Source organism: Capillibacterium thermochitinicola, assembly GCF_013664685.1.
In the GTDB taxonomy this organism is placed as follows: domain Bacteria; phylum Bacillota; class UBA4882; order UBA10575; family UBA10575; genus Capillibacterium; species Capillibacterium thermochitinicola.
The window spans coordinates 79,656-98,228 of the sequence record NZ_JAAKDE010000013.1 but is presented as its reverse complement, the minus strand read 5'-3'; the positions used below and the strand labels follow the sequence as shown (position 1 = coordinate 98,228).

Here is an 18,573-nt window from a genome sequence, read left to right as displayed (position 1 = left end):
TCTCCTATGCTTAACAAATCTGTTTTACCTCCTACGGACCAAGAGATAAAGAAGATCTGCGGTATTATCAATGAAACACTGGGCTTTAATTACACGGCCCAAAAGAAATATCTGATTGAGAACCGTTTAAACAAACGCCTTCTCCAACTGGGGTTCGATAATTACCGATCCTACCTTGACCTCTTACAACAGGATCCGGAGGAACGGAACATCCTCTGCGAACTCCTGACCACCAATGTGACTTCTTTCTTCCGTGAACCGGTCCAATTTGAATATTTGGCTGGAACCGTCCTGCCCCGTTTTTCCGCCGAAAAAAAAGGCCCGAAAAAAATCCGGTGCTGGTCCGCCGGCAGCTCTTCCGGAGAAGAAGCTTATAGCATTGCCATCACCTGCCACGAAACCCTGGGACAAAGCTGGGATATAAAAGTATTGGCCACGGACGTCAGTGTCGAACAGCTGAAGATCGGCAGTTTAGGCAGTTTCCCCCGGGAAAAATTGGCCTCCGTCCCTGCCCACTGGCGTGTTAAGTACTTCCGCCCCGATAAAGCCAATCCCGACCATTTTTGCGTAGTTCCTGAACTGAGGAGAGACGTTCTCTTTCGCGCGGCCAATTTGTTGGATGTCAATTCACTCCCCTCCCACATCCGGATGGATATCATTTTCTGCCGGAATGTCTTTATCTATTTATCAAAGGAGGCCCGGGCGCAAATCCTCAACCACTTTTATTTTCGATTAAACGACGGTGGATATCTTTTTCTCGGCCATTCCGAATCGATCGATACCGCTTCCGACCAACGCTGGCTATCGCTGGGAAAATCAATTTACAAAAAAAGGCAGGTATCTTAATGAAGAAAAGAACATGCCGTGTTCTTGTGGTTGATGACTCGGCTTTTATCCGTCAGTATCTTAAGGAAATTATCAACCAGACCGAAGATCTGGAAGTCGTCGGGACCGCCGCGGATCCCTTAAAAGCCATCCAAATCCTGAAAAAAACGGATGTCGATGTGATTACCCTCGATGTGGAGATGCCCAACATGGACGGGCTGGATTTCCTCCGTTATCTGATGAAGTTCCGTCCCCTCCCCGTTGTCATGATCAGCTCCTGGACCCAAGCCAACAGCGACATCGCCGTCCAAGCCCTTGCTTTGGGGGCGGTTGACGTTGTCGCCAAACCGACCCTGGGTTTGCTCAGCGGGATGGAGAAAATCAAAACTGAAATCATTGAGAAGATCCGCACAGCGGCCCAGGCCAGCATCGTCCGTTCTCCTCTGGTTGCCGAACCGCCCGCTTCTCCTGATTCTACGGCCCTCTTGGTGAAGAGTGACGGCCTGAAGATCACAACCGATAAAATTGTCGCCATCGGCGCGTCCACCGGAGGAACGGTCGCTTTAACCGAGATCTGCAAGCAATTGCACCCAGACGTTCCCGGCCTCTTGATTATCCAACACTTGCCTGCCATGTTTACGTCGTCTTTTGCCAATTCCCTCAACCAGATTGCCCGCATCCGTGTAAAGGAGGCCGAAGACGGCGAACTGATCACTTCCGGTCTAGCCCTGATCGTGCCGGGAGACCGCTCCCTGACCATTCAAAAAAGCGGGGCGAAATATGTGGCCAAGCTTGGCCCGAAACTGAAAGATTCGATCTATAACCCTTCCATTAACCACACTCTCTTTTCCGTCGCCCAAGTCGCAGGGGTGAATGCCATGGGAATCATTCTTACCGGGATGGGCGATGACGGCGCGGCCGGGTTAAGAGCCATGCGGGAGAAAGGGGCTTACACCATTTGCCAAGACGAAAAGACTTCGGTCATCTACGGTATGCCCCAGAAAGCCTGGGAAAATAAGGCGGCGGTTAAACAAGTCCCTCTCTCCAAGATTGCCGAAGAAATCCACCGCTGGGCAGGGATAAAGTAAAAAAAGCGGCCATTATCAGGCCGCTTTTTTTATGCCTATTATTCAACTCTGCGCCGCCGTTCTTGGCTTTAGCTGTTGGTATTACCCTCCTGTTTGGCCTCGGCGGCCGCCTTCTCCTCTTTGTGGTTCAAGGTTTTCGGCAAAACAAGATTGAGAATGATTCCAACCAAAGCCGCCAAGGCGATCCCTTCCAAATTAAAGTTTAACTGGTCGGTCAAGGGGAAAAAGAGCTTACCGCCGCCGATCCCAATTACCAAAATAACGGAAGAGATGATCAGGTTTCTTTTGTCACCATAGTCAATCCCGCTCTCCACTAAGGTACGAATCCCGCTGCTGGCGATGATCCCGAAGAGCATCATGCTGATTCCTCCCATCACCGGCACAGGAATAGTCTGAATTAAGGCACCGAACTTGGTAAAAAGGGAGAGGATAATGGCAATGACGGCGGCCCCGCCGATCACCCAAACACTATAGACCCGGGTGATGGCCATGACACCAACGTTTTCCCCGTAGGTCGTATTGGGCGGACCACCAAAGAGAGCGGCCAAGCTCGTCGCCAGACCATCGCCGGCCAACGTCCGGTGGAGACCCGGATTTTTATAGAAGTCTTTACCTACTACTTTACTGGTGACCAAGGTATCGCCTAAATGCTCCGCAATGGTCGCCAGGGAAACCAAGGCAAAGGTCGCAATCGGCACAAACCCAAACTCCGGCTTGACTAGTCTGGGAAAGCCAAACCAAGGCGCCGTCGCCACCGCCGAAAAGTCAATTAAAGCGTGTTCCGGAAAGAACCAGCCGGTAAAGAGGGCAAACAAGTAACCGCCAATGATGCCGATCAAAACCGGAATTACAGTAACAAAGCCCTTAAAAACCACCGAGGCAATGATGGCGATGGCCAGGGTTACCGTCGCCACCAAAACATAGTAAAGGTTGTACGTGTCCCCTGACCCCTTCATCGCCATGTCCATGGCGGTCGGGGCCAGATTGAGACCGATGGTAACGATAATCGACCCGATTACAACCGGTGGCAAAATCTTGTCCAACCACTGCAAACCAAAAAACTTGATGATTAAGGCAAACCCTACATAAATCAAGCCCACAAAGAAGGCGCCACCCATGGCGTAGGGAAAACCATAAGCCGTCGAAATCGAGATTAAAGGCGCAATAAATGCAAAGGACGACCCGAGATAAGCGGGGACTTTTCCTTGCGTAATCAGGATGTAAAGCAAGGTCCCGAGCCCCGAGGTAAAGAGCGCGGTTGAGGTCAACATGACGGTATGTTCCGGAGTGTTAAGCGTCACTAGAAACGGAACCAAAACCGTCGCGCCAAACATCGCAAAGACATGCTGCAGACTGAGCGGAATCCATCTCCTGAGCGTTGGTTTTTCTTTTACATCGATAATTTTTTCCATACAGATCCCTCCGTTATTCTTTTTTAGAATCTAATTTCATCAGCTTCCGCCGGTTTACCCTACACTTTTACATTGGTAGTATTCCTATCTACACCAAAAAACCCCTGATTTAAGGCCAATCAGGGGTAAAGTTAACCTTTTCCGCCTTATTGACCTCGCTGGATCAATTTAAAGTCGGTTAATCTTCTATTCTCTCGTCAATTCTTCAATTATGACCCGATCTTCCCCGTCGGTTTCATTTAATCGAACCTGAACCACTTCCCGTTGCGACGTTGGGACATTTTTCCCGATATAGTCGGCACGGATCGGGAGTTCCCGGTGGCCGCGGTCGATCAATACCGCCAGCTGAATCATGCTGGGCCGGCCCAAATCCATTAAAGCGTCCAAAGCCGCTCGAACCGTCCGGCCGGTATAAAGCACATCGTCCACCAGCACAACCTTTAGTCCGTTGATATCGAAGGGAACGTCGGTCCGGTGTAAAACAGGCTGAGGAGAGATTAAGGTCAGATCATCCCGGTAAAAGGTAATGTCCAGGGTGCCGACGGGGATCTCGGTCTGTTCGTGTTCACCGATCAATTTCGCCAGCCGCTGGGCCAACGGTACGCCCCGCGTCCGGATCCCAATCAGGACCAGATCCTCGACCCCTTTATTCCGCTCGGTAATCTCATGGGAAAGCCGGTATAAAGCCCGGCGGATATTTTCGCCGTCCATGACCTGTGCTTTTACTTTGCTCACCCCATTCACCTCCTACGAAAAAAACCTTCCCACCGTAAGGCAGGAAGGTTCTGTTCTTATCCTTCAATTCCTAAAGCATAAGAATTATTCCTTACCGGCCTCACGGGACCAGTTTAAAGGGAATCTTTTCTTAGTAAGAATAGCAAAAGAAACAACCCGTGTCAACACTTTTTTTCCCTGTTTTACTCCGTCGCAACCTGCACCGGGATGGCCAGCAAGGGATGGGCATCAAAGTAATAGGTTTTTCCGGCCACCTCCTGGTTCAACACCTGCCGCGCTTTCGCCAGTGCTTCCTGGCCTATTTCTTCGACATAAGGAGTTAAATCTACCCGCTGCAAAAATTCGAGCACCGCCTCCACGGCCAACTGTTGAAACTTTTCCCGCGCAACCACCCCGATCTCCCGCGGCAGACTGACTGCGCCATCCTCGTAGGGAATGAACAAACTTTCCGGCGCCTGAAAAGCCCGTTTCAGCGCGGCCGGCAACTCCAACTTCAATTTTTCAAGTAAAAGATTGAACTCGGAAAAAGCCTCTGCTTTGATCTGGTCCCGCATAAAAAGCGCCGGCCGGTCCTGGTCCAATTGGATCCGAAAGCCGCCCACACTTAAATAAGTATAAACCAGCACCGTGGCCAGAAAGAGCGAACAGAAGACCCCGAGGCAGAGTCCGGACCAAAAACCGTTCTTTTGCGGTTCCGTATTGGTGCTTGGTGTCTTTTTCATCCCTTGTCCCCCTTCAGGAAATTTTAGGCTTATTATTCCTAAACCGGACAAGGTTTATGTGTCATGAAAAAAGCAGTGGCACGTTTGCCACTGCCTCTTGTTCAGGCTTCTTCAGAGTTCTTCTGTTTCCTTCAGGCTTTTCTTCAGACTTCTGTACGTTTCTTCAGACTCTTCATCCTTCGACCAGACTGAACCCTTTACGCAAAGCAGCGCTGTTTAAGGGGATCAAATGTTGCCGCCGGGCGGGTAAGACTTGCTGCAAGGCGGTTTCGATGCTGGCCACGGCCACCGCTTTCGTGAGCCCTAAAAAGGCCCCTAAGACCACCATGTTGCCGATTTTATCGTTCCCAAGTTCCCGGGCCAGCTCATTGGCGGGAACGGCACAGATCCTGACCCCGGGCCGCTCCGGAACATCGCTGATCAAAGAAGAATTGTAAACGATCACCCCGCCGGGTTTCACCGCGCCTTTAAACCGTGCCAGGGAAGGACCATTCATTGCAAGCAAACCATCGGGTTCGGCCACAATCGGTGAGCCGACCGGCTGGTCGGAGATGACCACCGAACAATTGGCCGTCCCACCCCGCATCTCCGGACCGTAGGACGGAAACCAGGTCACTTCTTTCCCTTCCAGCATCCCGCCGTACGCTAAAAGTTGGCCGATCAACATCACGCCTTGTCCGCCAAACCCAGCACAAATAATCTCATGCGTCACCGCCGGTCACCTCCTCCGGGGCACGGTATACACCCAGTGGATAATAAGGGATCATCGTTTCCTTGATATGACGGAGCGCTTGCACCGGGGTCATTCCCCAGTTGGTCGGGCAGGAAGACAAGACTTCCACCAGGGAAAACCCTTTCCCGGCGACTTGCAGGGCAAAGGCTTTCCGGATCGCCCGCCCCGCCTTCAGAATGTGCTGGGGATCGTGGACGCTGACCCGTTCCAGGTAAGCCGGGCCATCCAATGTGGCCAGCAGTTCACAGACGCGGATCGGATAACCAACGGTCGCCGTATCCCGCCCGTAAGGAGAGGTAGTGGTCTTCTGCCCCGGTAGGGTCGTCGGGGCCATCTGGCCGCCGGTCATCCCGTAGACGGTGTTGTTGACAAAGATCACCGTAATATTCTCACCCCGGCTTGCGGCATGAATGATCTCGGCCATCCCGATCGAGGCCAGGTCCCCGTCGCCTTGGTAGGAAAAGACGATCGCGTCGGGATGGACCCGCTTTATACCGGTGGCCACGGCCGGTGCCCGGCCATGGGCCGCTTCCTGAAAATCGACGTCAAAATAATCGTAAGCCAAAACCGCGCAGCCCACCGGAGCAATCCCCACCGTCCGTTCCTGAATCCCCAGTTCATCAATGGCTTCCGCCACCAAACGGTGAATAATCCCGTGGGTGCAGCCGGGACAGTAATGGGTCCGCTTTTTGGTCAGGGCGCGGGGGTAGGCAAAGATCTTCTTCATCCTTCTCCTCCTTCCGACAGCAAGGCGCCGATCCGGTCGTAAACCTCACGGACCGTGGGCACTGTACCGTTCAGCTTTCCGAAAAACGTCACCTTCGCCCGGTCGTTCACACTAAGGATAACATCCTCCACCATCTGACCGGCGCTCATTTCCACCACGAAAAACCGTTTCCCCGCCGCCGCGAGCTCCGCCAGGATTTGCTGCGGAAAAGGCCATAAAGTAATGGGGCGTAACAGCCCGACTTTCTTTCCTTCCTGCCGCAAACGGGTGATGGCCGACCGTACCACCCGGGAGGTGGTCCCGTAGGCCACCACGACCAGATCCGCTTCTGTCACCCCGTCGGCCTCATAGCGCACTTCGTCCGCGGCCATCCGCGCATATTTCGCCTGGAGTTCGGTGTTGATCCGCTCCAGGTCTTCACCAACCAGCCCAAGGCTGTTAATGATGTTGGGTTTGGTGCGCCCGCGTTTTCCCGTGGTCGCCCACGGTTGGTCCGGCGCCACTTCCCTAAGCGGGGGCAGCACAACCGGTTCCATCATCTGGCCCATGATCGCGTCGGACAAAATCATAACCGGATTCCGGTATGCTTCCGCTTTGTCAAAGGCCAAGCCGATTAAATCCACCATCTCCTGGGTGTTGCCGGGGGCATAGACCAATAAACGGTAATCACCGTGGCCGCCCCCTTTGGTCGCTTGAAAATAATCGGCTTGGGACGGGTTAAGCCCGCCCAAACCCGGACCGCCACGGGCGATGTTCACAATGACGCAGGGAACCTGCGCCCCCGCCAGGTAAGAGATGCCTTCCTGTTTCAAACTGATTCCCGGACCGGAGGAGGAAGTTAAAACCCGCGCGCCTGCGCCGCCGGCCCCGTAGACCATATTAATGGCGCTCACTTCACTCTCCGCTTGCAGGAAAACACCGCCTACTTCCGGCATCCGCCGGGCCATGTATTCCGGGATTTCATTCTGGGGAGTGATCGGATAGCCGAAGAAGAACCGACAGCCGGCGCGAATCGCCCCTTCGGCCAACGCTTCGTTCCCCTTCATCATAACTCGTTCCAAAAAGACCCTACCTCCTGTTCTATACCACTAATTGGGAAGCCTCTATTTATAGACCTCAATCACCACATCCGGGCAGATCCGGGCACAAAACGCACAACCGATACAATCGGTGCCAATTGTTTCGACAAAATGATACCCTTGACTGTTGAGCCGCTCCGACATGCCAAGTATCTTTTTGGGACAAACCGAAACACATAATTCGCACCCTTTACAACGCTCTTCATTAATGGTAATCCGCGCCAAAACGCCATCTCCTCTCTCCAAACTTGTTATGGCCAGCTTACTCCTCTTCCCAGGGGGGGAGCATGAACAACTTTAGCGAAAAAACCTGCTCTTGCCCGGCCCGTTCCGCCTCCGACAGCAAGGTTTCGTCAGTATAGGTGCGGAAAACCACCGGTATCTTTAACCGGTCGGCCGCGGCCTGCACCGGCACCGCTCCTTGTACCCGCACTTGCCGGTCGGTTAATTTCCCCAAATTACTGTTGTCGATGAGGCCGGTAATCTTAAGGCGGGAAGCCGCCTCCACCTCCCGGGCCAGGCCGATGATGCGCGCGGGGTCTTCGTAACCCGGACGGTAAGGGTTGACGACCAGCCACAGCTGATACGGGTTGGCCTGAAAATAGGGTTGAAAGCGGCCCAAAACCCGGGCCCCGACCGGATCGCCGCCGACGTCAAAGATCACCCGGTGGTCCGGGCTTTGCAAAAAACTGAAAATCCGGGGTGAAAGGGCGGGCAGATCCGCCATCTCCAGGCCGGGGTGGGTCGAGACCAGTTCAATCCCGTCCTCCTTTAAACGCTGGGTTAAAGTGCGGGAACGAAAGTAGGGATTGACGATATCCAAATCAATCAGTCCAACTTTTTGTCCTTGCCGCCTGAGCTGTAAAGCGTAATTAACCGCTACTTCCGTTTTACCGCTGCCGAAGGGTCCGGTGAAGATGGTGATTCTGTTCGCTTGCACACTACTTCCCCCCGGACGTTTCCGCAAAAAGGTCAACAATAAAGGGGCGTAAATAGCCCACTAAATATAGGGAACCGGTCACCACCAATAATTCATCGCCCTCCGTCTCCGCCAGGGCGGCTTGGAGCGCCGCCAGCGGATCGTCAATCGCCACGGTCTCTACCCCCAAATCCTGAAAACAACGGGCCAACCGGGTGCTGGGGGCTGTTTTTCCGTCCGGTACGGTTGTGGCGTAAACCCGGTGCAAATTGTCACCCAAAACGGAAGCCAAAAGCGTCCCCATCGTTTCCACCGGCCGGTTGTTGAGAATCCCCATGACCAGCCGGATCCGGTGTTCGGGAAAGATCTTCGTTAACCCGTGGGCAAGGTTAATCACCCCGTCCGGATTATGGGCGCCGTCCAGCAGAACTGAAGGTGGCCCCGGAAAATATTCCATCCGGCCGGGCCAGGTTACCGTGTTAAAGCCCGCCACCAAGTGTTCTTGACTCCAGGGTAAGCCCTGCGCTTTCACCAATTGTAGCAGGCCGAAGGCTACTGCCGCGTTAACCGCTTGGTGGGCGCCAAGAAGGTTGACCCGAACCGCCAGCGGCGGTTCCTCCTGCCACTGAAGCTTTAGATGGGTCCCGGATAAATCCGCCCGGGTAAGTTGACAACCTATCTCCTTCCCCACGCGATAATAGGGTGCCGACAACGACCGGGCAGTCTCTTCCAAAACGGCATTTGCTTCCGGAGCTTGTTCCCCAAACACCACCGGGATTCCGGGTTTGATGATCCCGGCTTTTTCGCGGGCGATGGAAACCAGATCCGCCCCTAAATACTCCTGGTGATCAAGGGCAATATGGGTAATCCCCGCCACCAAAGGAGTCAAGACATTGGTGGCATCCAGACGGCCGCCCATCCCCACTTCCACCACGGCCACATCCACTTGTTCTTCGGCAAAGTATTTTAAGGCTAAAAGGGTACCGAATTCAAACTCGGTCGGATGGCCAACCAGCGGATCCAGGGCGGCTGTTTCCACCACCGGCTGAACCGCACTGACCAGCGCCGCGAGCCTTTCCTCGGGAATCGGTTTCCCGTTAATCGCCAGACGCTCACAATAGGAACTCAGGTGCGGGGAGGTAAAGACCCCTACCCGGTAACCGGCCGTCTTCAACACAGAGGCCACCAGCGCCGTCGTTGAACCCTTCCCGTTGGTCCCGGCGATATGAATCACCGGGTATTGGCGCTGGGGCGCGCCCAAGATCGCCAGGAGCGCCCGCATCCGCTCCAGCCCCAACTTAATGCCAAACCGGTTACGGCTGTGTATATAGGCCAATGCTTGCTCGTACGTCAAAACCAGCACCTCTCGGCTTCCATTATAACATTTTAAGACCGGGTCGGGACCCGGTAAATCCTGTTCCTCCTCGGCGTATCACTCTTTACCAAAAACTAACATAGAAAGATTGCCAAAGGGTAACGGGAGAGTTAAAATTATAGAAAATAAAAAAAGGAGACGCTACCGTGAACGTCGTTTTGTTTCAACCCGAAATTCCGCAAAACACCGGCAATATTGCCCGTCTTTGCGCCGCGACCGGCTGTCGCCTGCATCTCATCGAACCCTTCGGTTTTATTTGGGACGACCGCCACTTACGCCGGGCCGGCCTTGATTACTGGGCGCTCGCTGATATTCATAGGTATCTTGATTTTGAAGCGTTCCTCCGCGCCAACCCGGAGGGCAATCACTTTTACCTGACTACCAAAGCCCAACGGTGCTATACCGAAGTCCGCTTTCAACCCAATGACTACCTCATCTTCGGCCCGGAAACCCGCGGCCTGCCGCCGGAGATTCTCGCGTTAAATCCCCACCATAACCTGCGCATTCCCATGCGGACGGCCGCCCGTTCCCTCAATCTGGCCAATTCCGTGGCGATTGTGCTCTATGAAGCCCTCCGTCAGCAGGGTTTTCCTGGTTTGGACTGAACTTGGGTTGCAAGTTTTTTTAAGCTTCTTGCACCCGGGCCGGTTTTTCGGCGGCAAAATCAAACCCGCCGGCCGGCTCCACTTGGGCCCCTTTGACCGCCAGTGCCCGCGGGATCAGACTAAAACGGAGGGTTTTATCGGTCAATATTTCGCCATCCACCTGATAGTAAAAGGATTCATTGCTTTCCAACGTGATATTGCGTCCTTTCATCATGCGGACCTTTTTTAAACTCCGGTGCCAGCCGGGAAACAGCAAGGGTAAACAGGCCAAAATCTCCGGCTTGCTCATATACTGGACGGCGCAGACATCAAATAACCCGTCGTTGATCCGGGCCTCCGGATTGATCTTCAAGCCCCCGCCGTAGGTGGGCGAGTTAGTAACCGCCACCAGCAAACTGTTGAATTCCATCACCAACCCGTCAATGGTTAATTTGATCCGCCGGGGCCGGTAAGAAAAAAGGGTCTTAAAAACACTGCATAGATAGGCCGCTTTGCCCCGGATCCAACGAAAACCCTGGTTGGTATGGAAAGCAACTTCGCCGTCAAAACCAACACCCACCGATGAAACAAAATAACTCTGGTTAACACGGCAAAGATCGATCTGCCGGGTCACGCCGCCCATAATCTGCCGGACCGCCGCCACCGGGTCGGCCGGCATCCCCAAAGCCCGGGCAAAATCATTGCCTGTGCCACAGCCAATTACCCCGAGGGGGATCCGTTCCTCGCCCATGCCATTGACCACTTGGTTGATCGTACCGTCACCACCCGCCACCACAATCAGATCAAAACCAGCCCGCACCGCTTGGCGGGCGATCTCCGTCGCATGGTTGATTCCTTTGGTCTCTTCCAGATGAAGCTCCACATCATACTCCAATAAAGCCTTTAAGATCTGGGGTTTCGCCTTTAAAGCCCGTCCGCGGCCGGCCACCGGATTCATGATGACTTTGACCTTCATTGTATCACCCCGTAATCTTCTTCGTCCCTTAGCCATGTTAAGCTTCATTGCTAATATAACTATCATAATATTCTTTATCCGAAAAAACAAGCATAAACAAGAAACCGGGTTGCCGAAAATCACGTCGGGCAACCCGGTTGTTATGACTAAAGAGGGGCGGTTAAACAGTTTCGAAAAAAACCGCCCAGCCTTTCGGCTAAACGGTTTTTTAACGGTATGGACTACAGGGCTAGAGGGGTTAGAAGACCTGCTCGACCGCTTTCACTTCCGGGATCTCCTCTTTCAAATACCTTTCGATCCCGTTTTTCAAGGTCATCATCGACATGGGACACCCGGCACAATGTCCTTGCAACCGTACTTGGACCACGCCGTCCTCCGTCACCCCGACCAACTCCACATCTCCGCCGTCCGCCTGTAAGGAAGGACGGATCTTGTTCAGTACTTCCTGGACCCGTTCTTTATTCATGCTCTCTCCTCCTCGACTTTATTTATACAACACTCCACTCGCTTTTCTTCCTTGCCCTTACCCAGCTTGTCAGCGTAGCCGACTGCCGGAAAAACCTTCTTTGTTGCTATTATAACCCGAAAACCCGGCCCTTGTCATGAAAACCTTATTTAAAAAGTCTTAATCTTAAGATATCCGGCCGGACAAACGGGAACTCCTTAATCGCCATGATCGCTTTCGACATGGCTTTTTCCGACGCCTCATGGGTCAGCAAAACAATCGGGACGTAGTTATCTTCACCATGGGTTTCCAACTGCACAACCGAAGAGATGGAGATGGCGTATCTCCCGAGAACACCGGCAATCTGCGCCAGGATGCCCGGTTGGTCCAGGGTAAACAGGCGCAGGTAAAAACGGTTAGTGATCTCTTCGAGGGAGAAGAGGGCCACCTGCTTTTCCGGATTGATCGTGGGGATCGAAGCCGGTTTCCCGCTCTGAATGATCTGGGCCAGATCCACCAAATCGCTGACGATCGCGCTGGCGGTCGGGGTTTGCCCCGCGCCCGGACCGTAAAACATCGTGTCGCCCACATAATCCCCGGTAATAAAGACCGCATTCAACTCGTTATTGACCGCCGCCAACAGGTGATCCCCCGGAACCAAGGTGGGATGAACCCGCAGATCGAGTTTTTCTTCACTAAAACGGTAGATCGCCAGTAGTTTTACGACATAACCGAAATCCTTGGCAAAATTGATGTCCAACGCCGTCAGCTCGGTAATTCCTTCTACGGGAATGGCGTTAAAGTCAACAAACCCACCCGCGGCTAAAGAAGCGAGGATCGTCAGTTTATGAGCGGCATCACCACCACCGACATCAAGCGTGGGGTCGGCTTCGGCAAAGCCTCGGGTCTGGGCCTCCCGGAGGGCGGCGTCAAAATCCAGTCCGTCCCGGTGCATCCGGGTTAAAATGTAGTTGGAGGTACCATTGATAATCCCGTACATGTTGATGATCTTGTTGGCCACCAAGCCTTCCCGTAAACTCTTGATAATCGGAATTCCCCCGCCGACACTGGCTTCAAAGCGCAGCTCAACCCCGTGCGCCTGGGCTTCCCTGAAGAGGGTTTGTCCCTTCAGGGCAATCAAGGCTTTGTTGGCGGTCACCACATGTTTCCCGGCGGCCAGTGCCCGCCGGACCATGGTGAAAGCCGGTTCGATCCCGCCAACCGTCTCCACGATAATATCAATCTCCGGATCGGTCACGAGCACTTCAAAATCGGTGGCGGTTTGCACCCCCGTCAGGTCCACTCCCCGCTCCCGTTCCCAATCCAGGTCAACAACGGTTTTTAAAACAAAGCGTGTACCGGTGCGTTCACTAAGCAAACGGCCTTGGTTGAGCAGAATTTTGGCCACACCGGTGCCAACCACACCCATGCCCACAATACCAACGTTAATTACTTTCTCCATTTCCATCACCTCAACCCAGTTTTTCGAACAGAAAACCCTCCATCCCAGCAAAGGACGGAGGGTTCCGCGGTTCCACCTTTTTTCACCGGGTCCCGATAACGGCACACCGGTGCACTTTTTTGGCGATAACGGTGCCACCGGGCTGCTCATCACAGCCGCTCCGGGGTGGTCTTCCCCACGGCTCCTCTCAGGCGGCTTCCAGCTATAGCCCCCTGTCTCTGGCAAAGGCAATCCGGGGTACTCTTCCCATCCTCACGTTCGACCGGATTAATTTGAAAACAGTATACCATTGACCGCGGGGAAAGTCAATCTTCATCGGTCTCCCCGTCCTTACGTAAAATCTTACTTTGCCTCATGGTTGCCGACGATATTTACCTTCATCGTGTTGGTTGTCCCGCTGACCCCAATCGGGACACCACCGGTGATCACAATCAAATCGCCGTTTTTAACATAACCGGATTCTAAAGCTTTCCGCTCCCCGATTTCAAACAGGGCGTCCGCCGTAAAAACTTCATCCACCAGAAAAGGAGAAACACCCCAAGACAAAGCCAGCTGGCGCCAGACCTTGACCACAGGCGTAATCGCAATGATCTCGCAGTCCGGGCGAAAACGCGAGATCATCCTGGCCGTATGGCCTGATTGCGTAAAAGCAACGATGGCCGCGGCATTTAAATCCATCGCTGTCGTACAGGTGGCGTGGCTAATCGCATCGGTGATGCTGTCCATGACCCCGCACTTCGATTGCGATATCGCGGCCCAATAGTCAATCGCCTTCTCCGCCTTCTCGGCGATCTTACCCATTACGATCAAGCTTTCGAGGGGATATTTCCCGATCGCCGTCTCTCCGGAGAGCATAATCGCGCTTGTCCGGTCGTAGATCGCATTGGCGATATCACTGGCTTCCGCCCTGGTGGGCCTGGGATTCCTGATCATCGAGTCCAGCATCTGAGTCGCTGTAATCACCGGTTTACCGTAGCGGTAGCACTTTTCAATCAGGGCCTTTTGCACAATTGGCACTTCTTCAACGGGAATCTCGACCCCCAAGTCGCCGCGGGCGACCATAATCCCGTCCGCCACCTTTAAGATCTCATCAAAATTATCGATCCCCTGCCGGTTTTCGATCTTCGCAATGATTTTTAGATCGGCCCCGCCGTACTCTTCCAGGACCTTCCGGATATTGAGTACATCCTCGGGTTTGCGCACAAAGGAAGCGGCAATAAAATCAAAATCATTTTCGATTCCAAAGATAATATCCTTAATATCTTGCGGGGTCAAGGAAGGCAGATTGATGTTGGCATCCGGCACATTGACCCCTTGGTTGTTCCGAAGAACGCCGCCATTGAGCACAACACAATGGATCTCTTGATCCTTGATCTCTTCCACCATAAGTTCAATTAGTCCGTCATTGAGCAAAATCCGGCCGTGTTTTTTAACATCCTTATATAAATCTTTGTAGGAAACCGTGGTTCTGGTCTCATCCCCAATGATCTCCTCACTGGTCAGGATGAAGCGCTGGCCCTTTTTTAAGGTGATCTCGCCGCTTGCGAACTTCCCAATCCGGATCTCCGGTCCCTTCGTATCCAAAAGCAGAGGAATCGGCAGTTTCATACTGTCTCTTACTTTTTTAAACCGGTCGACCCTCTGTTTATGTTCTTCGTGGGTCCCGTGGGAAAAGTTGAGCCGCGCCGCGTTCATCCCGTTGACCATAAGTTCCCGCAGGATTTTCTCGTCATCCACGGCCGGCCCCAAAGTACAGATGATCTTGGTTTTTCTCAAGAAAAAAACCTCCCTGTCGGCAAGTTTAAACAAAATATACCATTCCTTCCGCCATGACCAGGTTTAGTTATTTCGCCGTCGGGCTTGCGATCCCTTCCGTTCCGTGTGGAACCTCCGCCTTCCCCCCATAAAAAAACCCCTTGCGGGGTCGTTAATGCTTCTCAATACTACGGCACAGTTCGCAATCGCGGCAAAAGGTGACTCTTTCCGTAAAGACATTCAGGATGGTATTGACAATGTTGGTCTTCTCCGAATGGTGGAGGATAATCCGCTGGGGGGAAAGGGTAATCAAGGCGCTGAGCAGCAAGTCCTCATATCTTAGCCCTTCATCCTTCAGATCACCAAGGACCTTTAAGAGATACTCATGTTCCAGAGGTTTTTCCTCTTCATCCAAAAGGCGGAATTTTTCCTTCGAATAGAAGAGGACGTGGACCTCCAGAATCTTGGGTTCCTGAATCTCCACAAAATAACGGAGGAGTTTGATAAATTCCTGGTATTCTTTGTCCGCCAGGAGCTGATCGATGGCCTCTTCCAGGTTTTCCTTCAACTCATGTACATAATCCTTGAGCCGAAAGCGGAAAAAACCCTCCAAAAAAATGGCCTCATTTTCGCGGAGAAAACTACTGACTTCGTTCTGGACCCGGGAAACCCATTCTTTCTTCTCCACCGCCGACAAAGTTGCAATGACCTTCTGGGAAAGGGCATTTGCCTCTTCCGCGGTAAGATAAGGGTGGTCAATCCGGATCATGCGCCGCAACAGATTTTGGGATACTTGCCCCAAAAGCAGGTTGGTGACCACCAGCGCCAGATTATGCCGGAAAATCGCTTCTTCTTGTTTCGTGGTTTCCCGGCCGGATTTCCCCAGGGTCAGATTGAGGAACTTAAACTTCCCCATTTTTTGCTCTTGGACCTGAAACTTGAGGCCTTCCTTTTCCCAGCGGGTAAGCTCTTTTTCAAAACTTGATCTTAAATCAAAGAGGGACCCGGTACCGATCTGGATCGTGGACAAAAGTCTTCCCCCCTCGCAAAAGTATTATATGAGGAGAAGAAGAGGGGATATACAGTCCACTAAAAGTAAATAAAGCATAAACTCCCTGGGTTTTATGTTGACCGCCCGCCACCCGTCACTTAATCAAGGGCCGCTTCCCATTTATAGATGAACCCGCTAGAAGATGGCAGGAGAAAACCGCCGAAGTGGCCGCCGGTTTTAATGGTGGTCGGGTGGTTGATGGAATTGTTCCCCTCGGGGGGTAGATCATTGACTCCGTCGATATCCGCCAGTTTCACCCAGTAACCGGGGAGTGGAAACTCCAGATCGACCATGACCTCATAGGGCTCAAAATTTAAAAGAACAACCATCCGTTCCCACGGGTTACCGTTGGGATTGGTCGTCCACCCGATCACGTTTTTCCCGCCGCCGTATTTCTCGTCGAGCCAGGGCCCCAATAACCAGGCAAACTTCCCTTCCGGTTCAGGGTCATAACCGTAAACCCGCAGTCCGGGATAGCGGCGGCGTAAACGGATTATGCCAGCAGCCCACTGGTAATAGTGGTGCTTGCGCAAGAAAACCGGCCAATCCAGATCAATCCGGTTCCGCGGACGTTCCACGCCAAATTCCTGTCCCATGTAGATCATGGGCTGCCCCAACGCCACCATCGTGGCAAGCAGACCCAGCCGGGCTTTGCGTTCCTTCGCCGGGGCCCAGATTAAGCCATCACCACTAGTCGCCACCTCATAGGGGACGCTGTTTTCATCATGGCTTTCACAGTAGTTGACCACATTGTTGGTGTGGGCCGCAAAAAAGTCCTTACTAAAGTAAAAAATACTCCCTAAGTGGGTTGGGGAATTGTCCGTCCAGTCCCGGAAGATCCCCTCGCGCAACAAAGCTTTGATCTTGTCGTGAAAAGCATCGCACCACTGGGCATACCCGTTATACCCTTGGAGGTTCAGATCGGGCTCGTTCGGCAGGTTCTCGGCAATGAGAATGCAATCGGGTTTAAAACCCTTGTCCTTAATTTCATAGGCCAAGCGCCGGAGGAAGGTATGGTCCATCCACGAACTGTGGGTCGCATCAAAGCGAAAACCGTCGATCCGGTACTCCTTGATAAACATCTTACAGGCGTCGATCAACATATTTTGGACTTCTTCCTTCTCGGTGGCCACCCGGTTCCCCCACGGGGTCGACCCGGAAAAATAAAAGCCGCCTTCCGTCCCGTCGTGGATCAACTGCCAAAGCGGATTGAAATAGTTGGAGGTATGATTGAAGACTTGGTCGACAATGACCGCCAGCCCATGCTGGTGCGCGGTATCAACCAACGCCCGGAAATCGTCACAAGTACCAAAGTCCCGTTCAATCGTCATGAACCCGCTGGGGTCGTAACCCAAACGGTTGTCGCTTAAGGCCGTCGGCGCTTCCGAGGTCGGCATCAAGGCCAAAGCGGTAACCCCTAAATTATTGAAATAGCCTTCCTTAATGCGCTGGATGAGACCCCGGAAGGTCCCTGCGATCTCCGCGGGCAGGTCGGGCGCCTGGTCGGTAAAGCCGTACACGTTCAGCTCATAGAGGATTAAACGGTCCACCGTCGGCGTCCGCCAACCCGCATCCTGCCATTGGTAAGCCGAAGGATCGATGACTACACAGTTATTCCGGTTATAATCCGGCCCGTAGCGCCGGGCATAGGGATCCTGCGCCATTTTGACCGGTTGTTGCTTGTTGTTGAGGGGAACCCCGCCCACAACCAGGAATTGGTAGTTATTCTTCCTGGGGTCGGCCGGATCGGGCAAAGCGGTCCGGAGCGCCCAAATATTGGGCAGACCATGATAACCCCGGTATAACTTCATCGGCAGAAATTTGGCCGGGTCGGGCCGCCGATGGTAGGGCGATTGCCAGTCGTTAAAGTTACCGACCAAATAAACCTGAGCCGCCCGCGGATGGAAAAAGCCGAAAAGGGTCGTCCCATCCTTCAAATAAGTGGCCCCCAGCATGGAGACCACCCCCTGGCCACTGACATCCGTATCGGGCAAGTACTGGTTCTCTCGCAGTAAAGGGAAGATCTCGGCGTAAAGATCATTGATCGAGCCGGCCACATCCGCCGGTCGTTGGGGATAGACCTCATTATGGACGGAAACCGTCCAGACCTCCACCCCCAAGTGCTGACCGTAACAGCGCTCCAAGTCCTCCCATTTGATCTCCGTGCCGCTTTTGTCACCAAACTTGAAGCAGAAATAGTTCCGGTTGATGTCCAGCTCAAAGACGGGCCCGTAATCATCCCAGGATGAAACCGGGTACTCCTGGAAAGACTCACTATGACCCGGGTACCACAGGTGCAAAAAGGGATTTTGGAAGTTCAGACTATACGGGGCATGAATCTTCACATGGTGCATGGGCGAAAGCTCCTTTGCGCGAATGGATCAAAATGCAGAATTATCTTCAGTATGCCCCGAATAACGGCCAACCAATGCTAAAAACAATGCTTAAAAAGGCGGTCGGTCCCGGACCACCAAAGTGGAATGGTGCATCAGCCAGTAAATGAAGAAACCCCATAAAGGAAAGAAGAACGTCACCAGCGCCCACAAGCCGGGCGGCAGATTTAGTTGGCCAAATCCCCGTCTTTTCGCGTCCACGTAAACGGCGGCCGCCAAAAACAGATTGATGAAGACGAGGGCCAGTCCAACAAGGGTCAACCAAAAGCGCCAAACCATTCCGGCAACCTCC

At 53.2% G+C, this 18,573-nt stretch carries 18 protein-coding genes and 1 pseudogene; 3 read left to right on the top strand and 16 right to left on the bottom strand.

Translation table 11 applies throughout. The annotated features are described in order from the left end of the window. Nucleotides 1-6 precede the first annotated feature (6 nt). Together G5B42_RS07235 and G5B42_RS07230 are read left to right on the top strand one after the other, a co-directional pair. The gene (locus G5B42_RS07235) at nt 7-846 is read left to right on the top strand and encodes a CheR family methyltransferase (RefSeq protein WP_181339784.1); all 840 of its coding nucleotides are present in this window, start codon (nt 7-9) and stop codon (nt 844-846) included. After that, the gene (locus tag G5B42_RS07230) at nt 846-1,913 is read left to right on the top strand and encodes a protein-glutamate methylesterase/protein-glutamine glutaminase (protein ID WP_181339783.1); all 1,068 of its coding nucleotides are present in this window, start codon (nt 846-848) and stop codon (nt 1,911-1,913) included. The genes G5B42_RS07235 and G5B42_RS07230 overlap by 1 nt, the downstream gene beginning before the upstream one ends. A gap of 68 nt (nt 1,914-1,981) precedes the next feature. On the opposite strand, the gene G5B42_RS07225 is transcribed toward G5B42_RS07230, so the two are convergent. From G5B42_RS07225 to G5B42_RS07185, 9 genes are all read right to left on the bottom strand, one after another. Further along, a complete protein-coding gene (locus G5B42_RS07225; RefSeq protein WP_181339782.1) occupies nt 1,982-3,325 on the bottom strand; it encodes a uracil-xanthine permease family protein in 1,344 nt (447 codons plus the stop codon). A 186-nt stretch (nt 3,326-3,511) separates the two neighbouring features. Next, entirely contained in the window at nt 3,512-4,060 is a 549-nt protein-coding gene (gene pyrR, locus G5B42_RS07220) for a bifunctional pyr operon transcriptional regulator/uracil phosphoribosyltransferase PyrR (protein WP_181339781.1), read from the bottom strand. A 182-nt stretch (nt 4,061-4,242) separates the two neighbouring features. Continuing rightward, nucleotides 4,243-4,782: a hypothetical protein gene (locus G5B42_RS07215; RefSeq protein WP_181339780.1), complete on the bottom strand. Its 540-nt coding sequence runs from the start codon at nt 4,780-4,782 to the stop codon at nt 4,243-4,245. Nucleotides 4,783-4,954: 172 nt separating this feature from the next. After that, nucleotides 4,955-5,494 (bottom strand): 2-oxoacid:acceptor oxidoreductase family protein, encoded by a 540-nt coding sequence (locus G5B42_RS07210; RefSeq protein ID WP_181339779.1) that lies wholly within the window; start codon nt 5,492-5,494, stop codon nt 4,955-4,957. Next, nucleotides 5,484-6,242: a thiamine pyrophosphate-dependent enzyme gene (locus G5B42_RS07205; protein WP_181339778.1), complete on the bottom strand. Its 759-nt coding sequence runs from the start codon at nt 6,240-6,242 to the stop codon at nt 5,484-5,486. The genes G5B42_RS07210 and G5B42_RS07205 overlap by 11 nt, the downstream gene beginning before the upstream one ends. Continuing rightward, nucleotides 6,239-7,303: a 3-methyl-2-oxobutanoate dehydrogenase subunit VorB gene (locus tag G5B42_RS07200; protein ID WP_181339777.1), complete on the bottom strand. Its 1,065-nt coding sequence runs from the start codon at nt 7,301-7,303 to the stop codon at nt 6,239-6,241. Before G5B42_RS07200 ends, G5B42_RS07205 begins: the two co-directional genes overlap by 4 nt. 42 nt (nt 7,304-7,345) lie before the next feature. Continuing rightward, on the bottom strand, nt 7,346-7,546 hold the full coding sequence (locus G5B42_RS07195) for a 4Fe-4S dicluster domain-containing protein (RefSeq protein WP_181339776.1): 201 nt from the start codon (nt 7,544-7,546) through the stop codon (nt 7,346-7,348). Nucleotides 7,547-7,583: 37 nt separating this feature from the next. Then, nucleotides 7,584-8,261: a P-loop NTPase gene (locus G5B42_RS07190; RefSeq protein ID WP_181339775.1), complete on the bottom strand. Its 678-nt coding sequence runs from the start codon at nt 8,259-8,261 to the stop codon at nt 7,584-7,586. Between the two features lies 1 nt (nt 8,262). Next, complete coding sequence (locus G5B42_RS07185) at nt 8,263-9,603, bottom strand: bifunctional folylpolyglutamate synthase/dihydrofolate synthase (protein WP_181339774.1); 1,341 nt, start codon at nt 9,601-9,603, stop codon at nt 8,263-8,265. Nucleotides 9,604-9,761: 158 nt separating this feature from the next. On the opposite strand from G5B42_RS07185, the gene trmL reads away from it, so the two are divergent. Further along, entirely contained in the window at nt 9,762-10,220 is a 459-nt protein-coding gene (gene trmL / locus G5B42_RS07180; RefSeq protein WP_181339773.1) for a tRNA (uridine(34)/cytosine(34)/5-carboxymethylaminomethyluridine(34)-2'-O)-methyltransferase TrmL, read from the top strand. 19 nt (nt 10,221-10,239) lie between these two features. On the opposite strand, the gene G5B42_RS07175 is transcribed toward trmL, so the two are convergent. From G5B42_RS07175 to G5B42_RS07145, 7 genes and pseudogenes are all read right to left on the bottom strand, one after another. Beyond that, nucleotides 10,240-11,175, bottom strand: a complete 936-nt coding sequence (locus tag G5B42_RS07175; RefSeq protein WP_181339772.1) for a diacylglycerol/lipid kinase family protein — start codon at nt 11,173-11,175, stop codon at nt 10,240-10,242. A gap of 238 nt (nt 11,176-11,413) precedes the next feature. Continuing rightward, nucleotides 11,414-11,641 carry a NifU family protein gene (locus G5B42_RS07170; protein ID WP_181339771.1) on the bottom strand — a complete coding sequence of 76 codons (228 nt, stop codon included), beginning with the start codon at nt 11,639-11,641 and terminating at the stop codon, nt 11,414-11,416. A 145-nt stretch (nt 11,642-11,786) separates the two neighbouring features. After that, nucleotides 11,787-13,082: a homoserine dehydrogenase gene (locus tag G5B42_RS07165; RefSeq protein ID WP_181339770.1), complete on the bottom strand. Its 1,296-nt coding sequence runs from the start codon at nt 13,080-13,082 to the stop codon at nt 11,787-11,789. Nucleotides 13,083-13,442: 360 nt separating this feature from the next. After that, a pseudogene (gene pyk, locus G5B42_RS07160) lies at nt 13,443-14,858 on the bottom strand (pyruvate kinase); the annotation flags it as partial. Between the two features lie 151 nt (nt 14,859-15,009). Beyond that, complete coding sequence (gene ytxC / locus G5B42_RS07155; RefSeq protein ID WP_181339768.1) at nt 15,010-15,867, bottom strand: putative sporulation protein YtxC; 858 nt, start codon at nt 15,865-15,867, stop codon at nt 15,010-15,012. Nucleotides 15,868-15,986: 119 nt separating this feature from the next. Further along, nucleotides 15,987-18,242 (bottom strand): alpha-amylase family glycosyl hydrolase, encoded by a 2,256-nt coding sequence (locus tag G5B42_RS07150; protein WP_181339767.1) that lies wholly within the window; start codon nt 18,240-18,242, stop codon nt 15,987-15,989. 90 nt (nt 18,243-18,332) lie between these two features. Then, complete coding sequence (locus G5B42_RS07145; protein WP_181339766.1) at nt 18,333-18,560, bottom strand: hypothetical protein; 228 nt, start codon at nt 18,558-18,560, stop codon at nt 18,333-18,335. Nucleotides 18,561-18,573: the final 13 nt, after the last annotated feature.

Coding starts and splice junctions, on each gene's coding strand:
- G5B42_RS07235 (WP_181339784.1), top strand. CDS start 7: ATGCTTAACAAATCTGTTTTACCTCCTACGGACCAAGAGATAAAGAAG.
- G5B42_RS07230 (WP_181339783.1), top strand. CDS start 846: ATGAAGAAAAGAACATGCCGTGTTCTTGTGGTTGATGACTCGGCTTTT.
- G5B42_RS07225 (WP_181339782.1), bottom strand. CDS start 3,325: ATGGAAAAAATTATCGATGTAAAAGAAAAACCAACGCTCAGGAGATGG.
- G5B42_RS07215 (WP_181339780.1), bottom strand. CDS start 4,782: ATGAAAAAGACACCAAGCACCAATACGGAACCGCAAAAGAACGGTTTT.
- G5B42_RS07205 (WP_181339778.1), bottom strand. CDS start 6,242: ATGAAGAAGATCTTTGCCTACCCCCGCGCCCTGACCAAAAAGCGGACC.
- G5B42_RS07175 (WP_181339772.1), bottom strand. CDS start 11,175: ATGAAGGTCAAAGTCATCATGAATCCGGTGGCCGGCCGCGGACGGGCT.
- G5B42_RS07170 (WP_181339771.1), bottom strand. CDS start 11,641: ATGAATAAAGAACGGGTCCAGGAAGTACTGAACAAGATCCGTCCTTCC.
- G5B42_RS07165 (WP_181339770.1), bottom strand. CDS start 13,082: ATGGAGAAAGTAATTAACGTTGGTATTGTGGGCATGGGTGTGGTTGGC.
- G5B42_RS07150 (WP_181339767.1), bottom strand. CDS start 18,242: ATGCACCATGTGAAGATTCATGCCCCGTATAGTCTGAACTTCCAAAAT.
- G5B42_RS07145 (WP_181339766.1), bottom strand. CDS start 18,560: ATGGTTTGGCGCTTTTGGTTGACCCTTGTTGGACTGGCCCTCGTCTTC.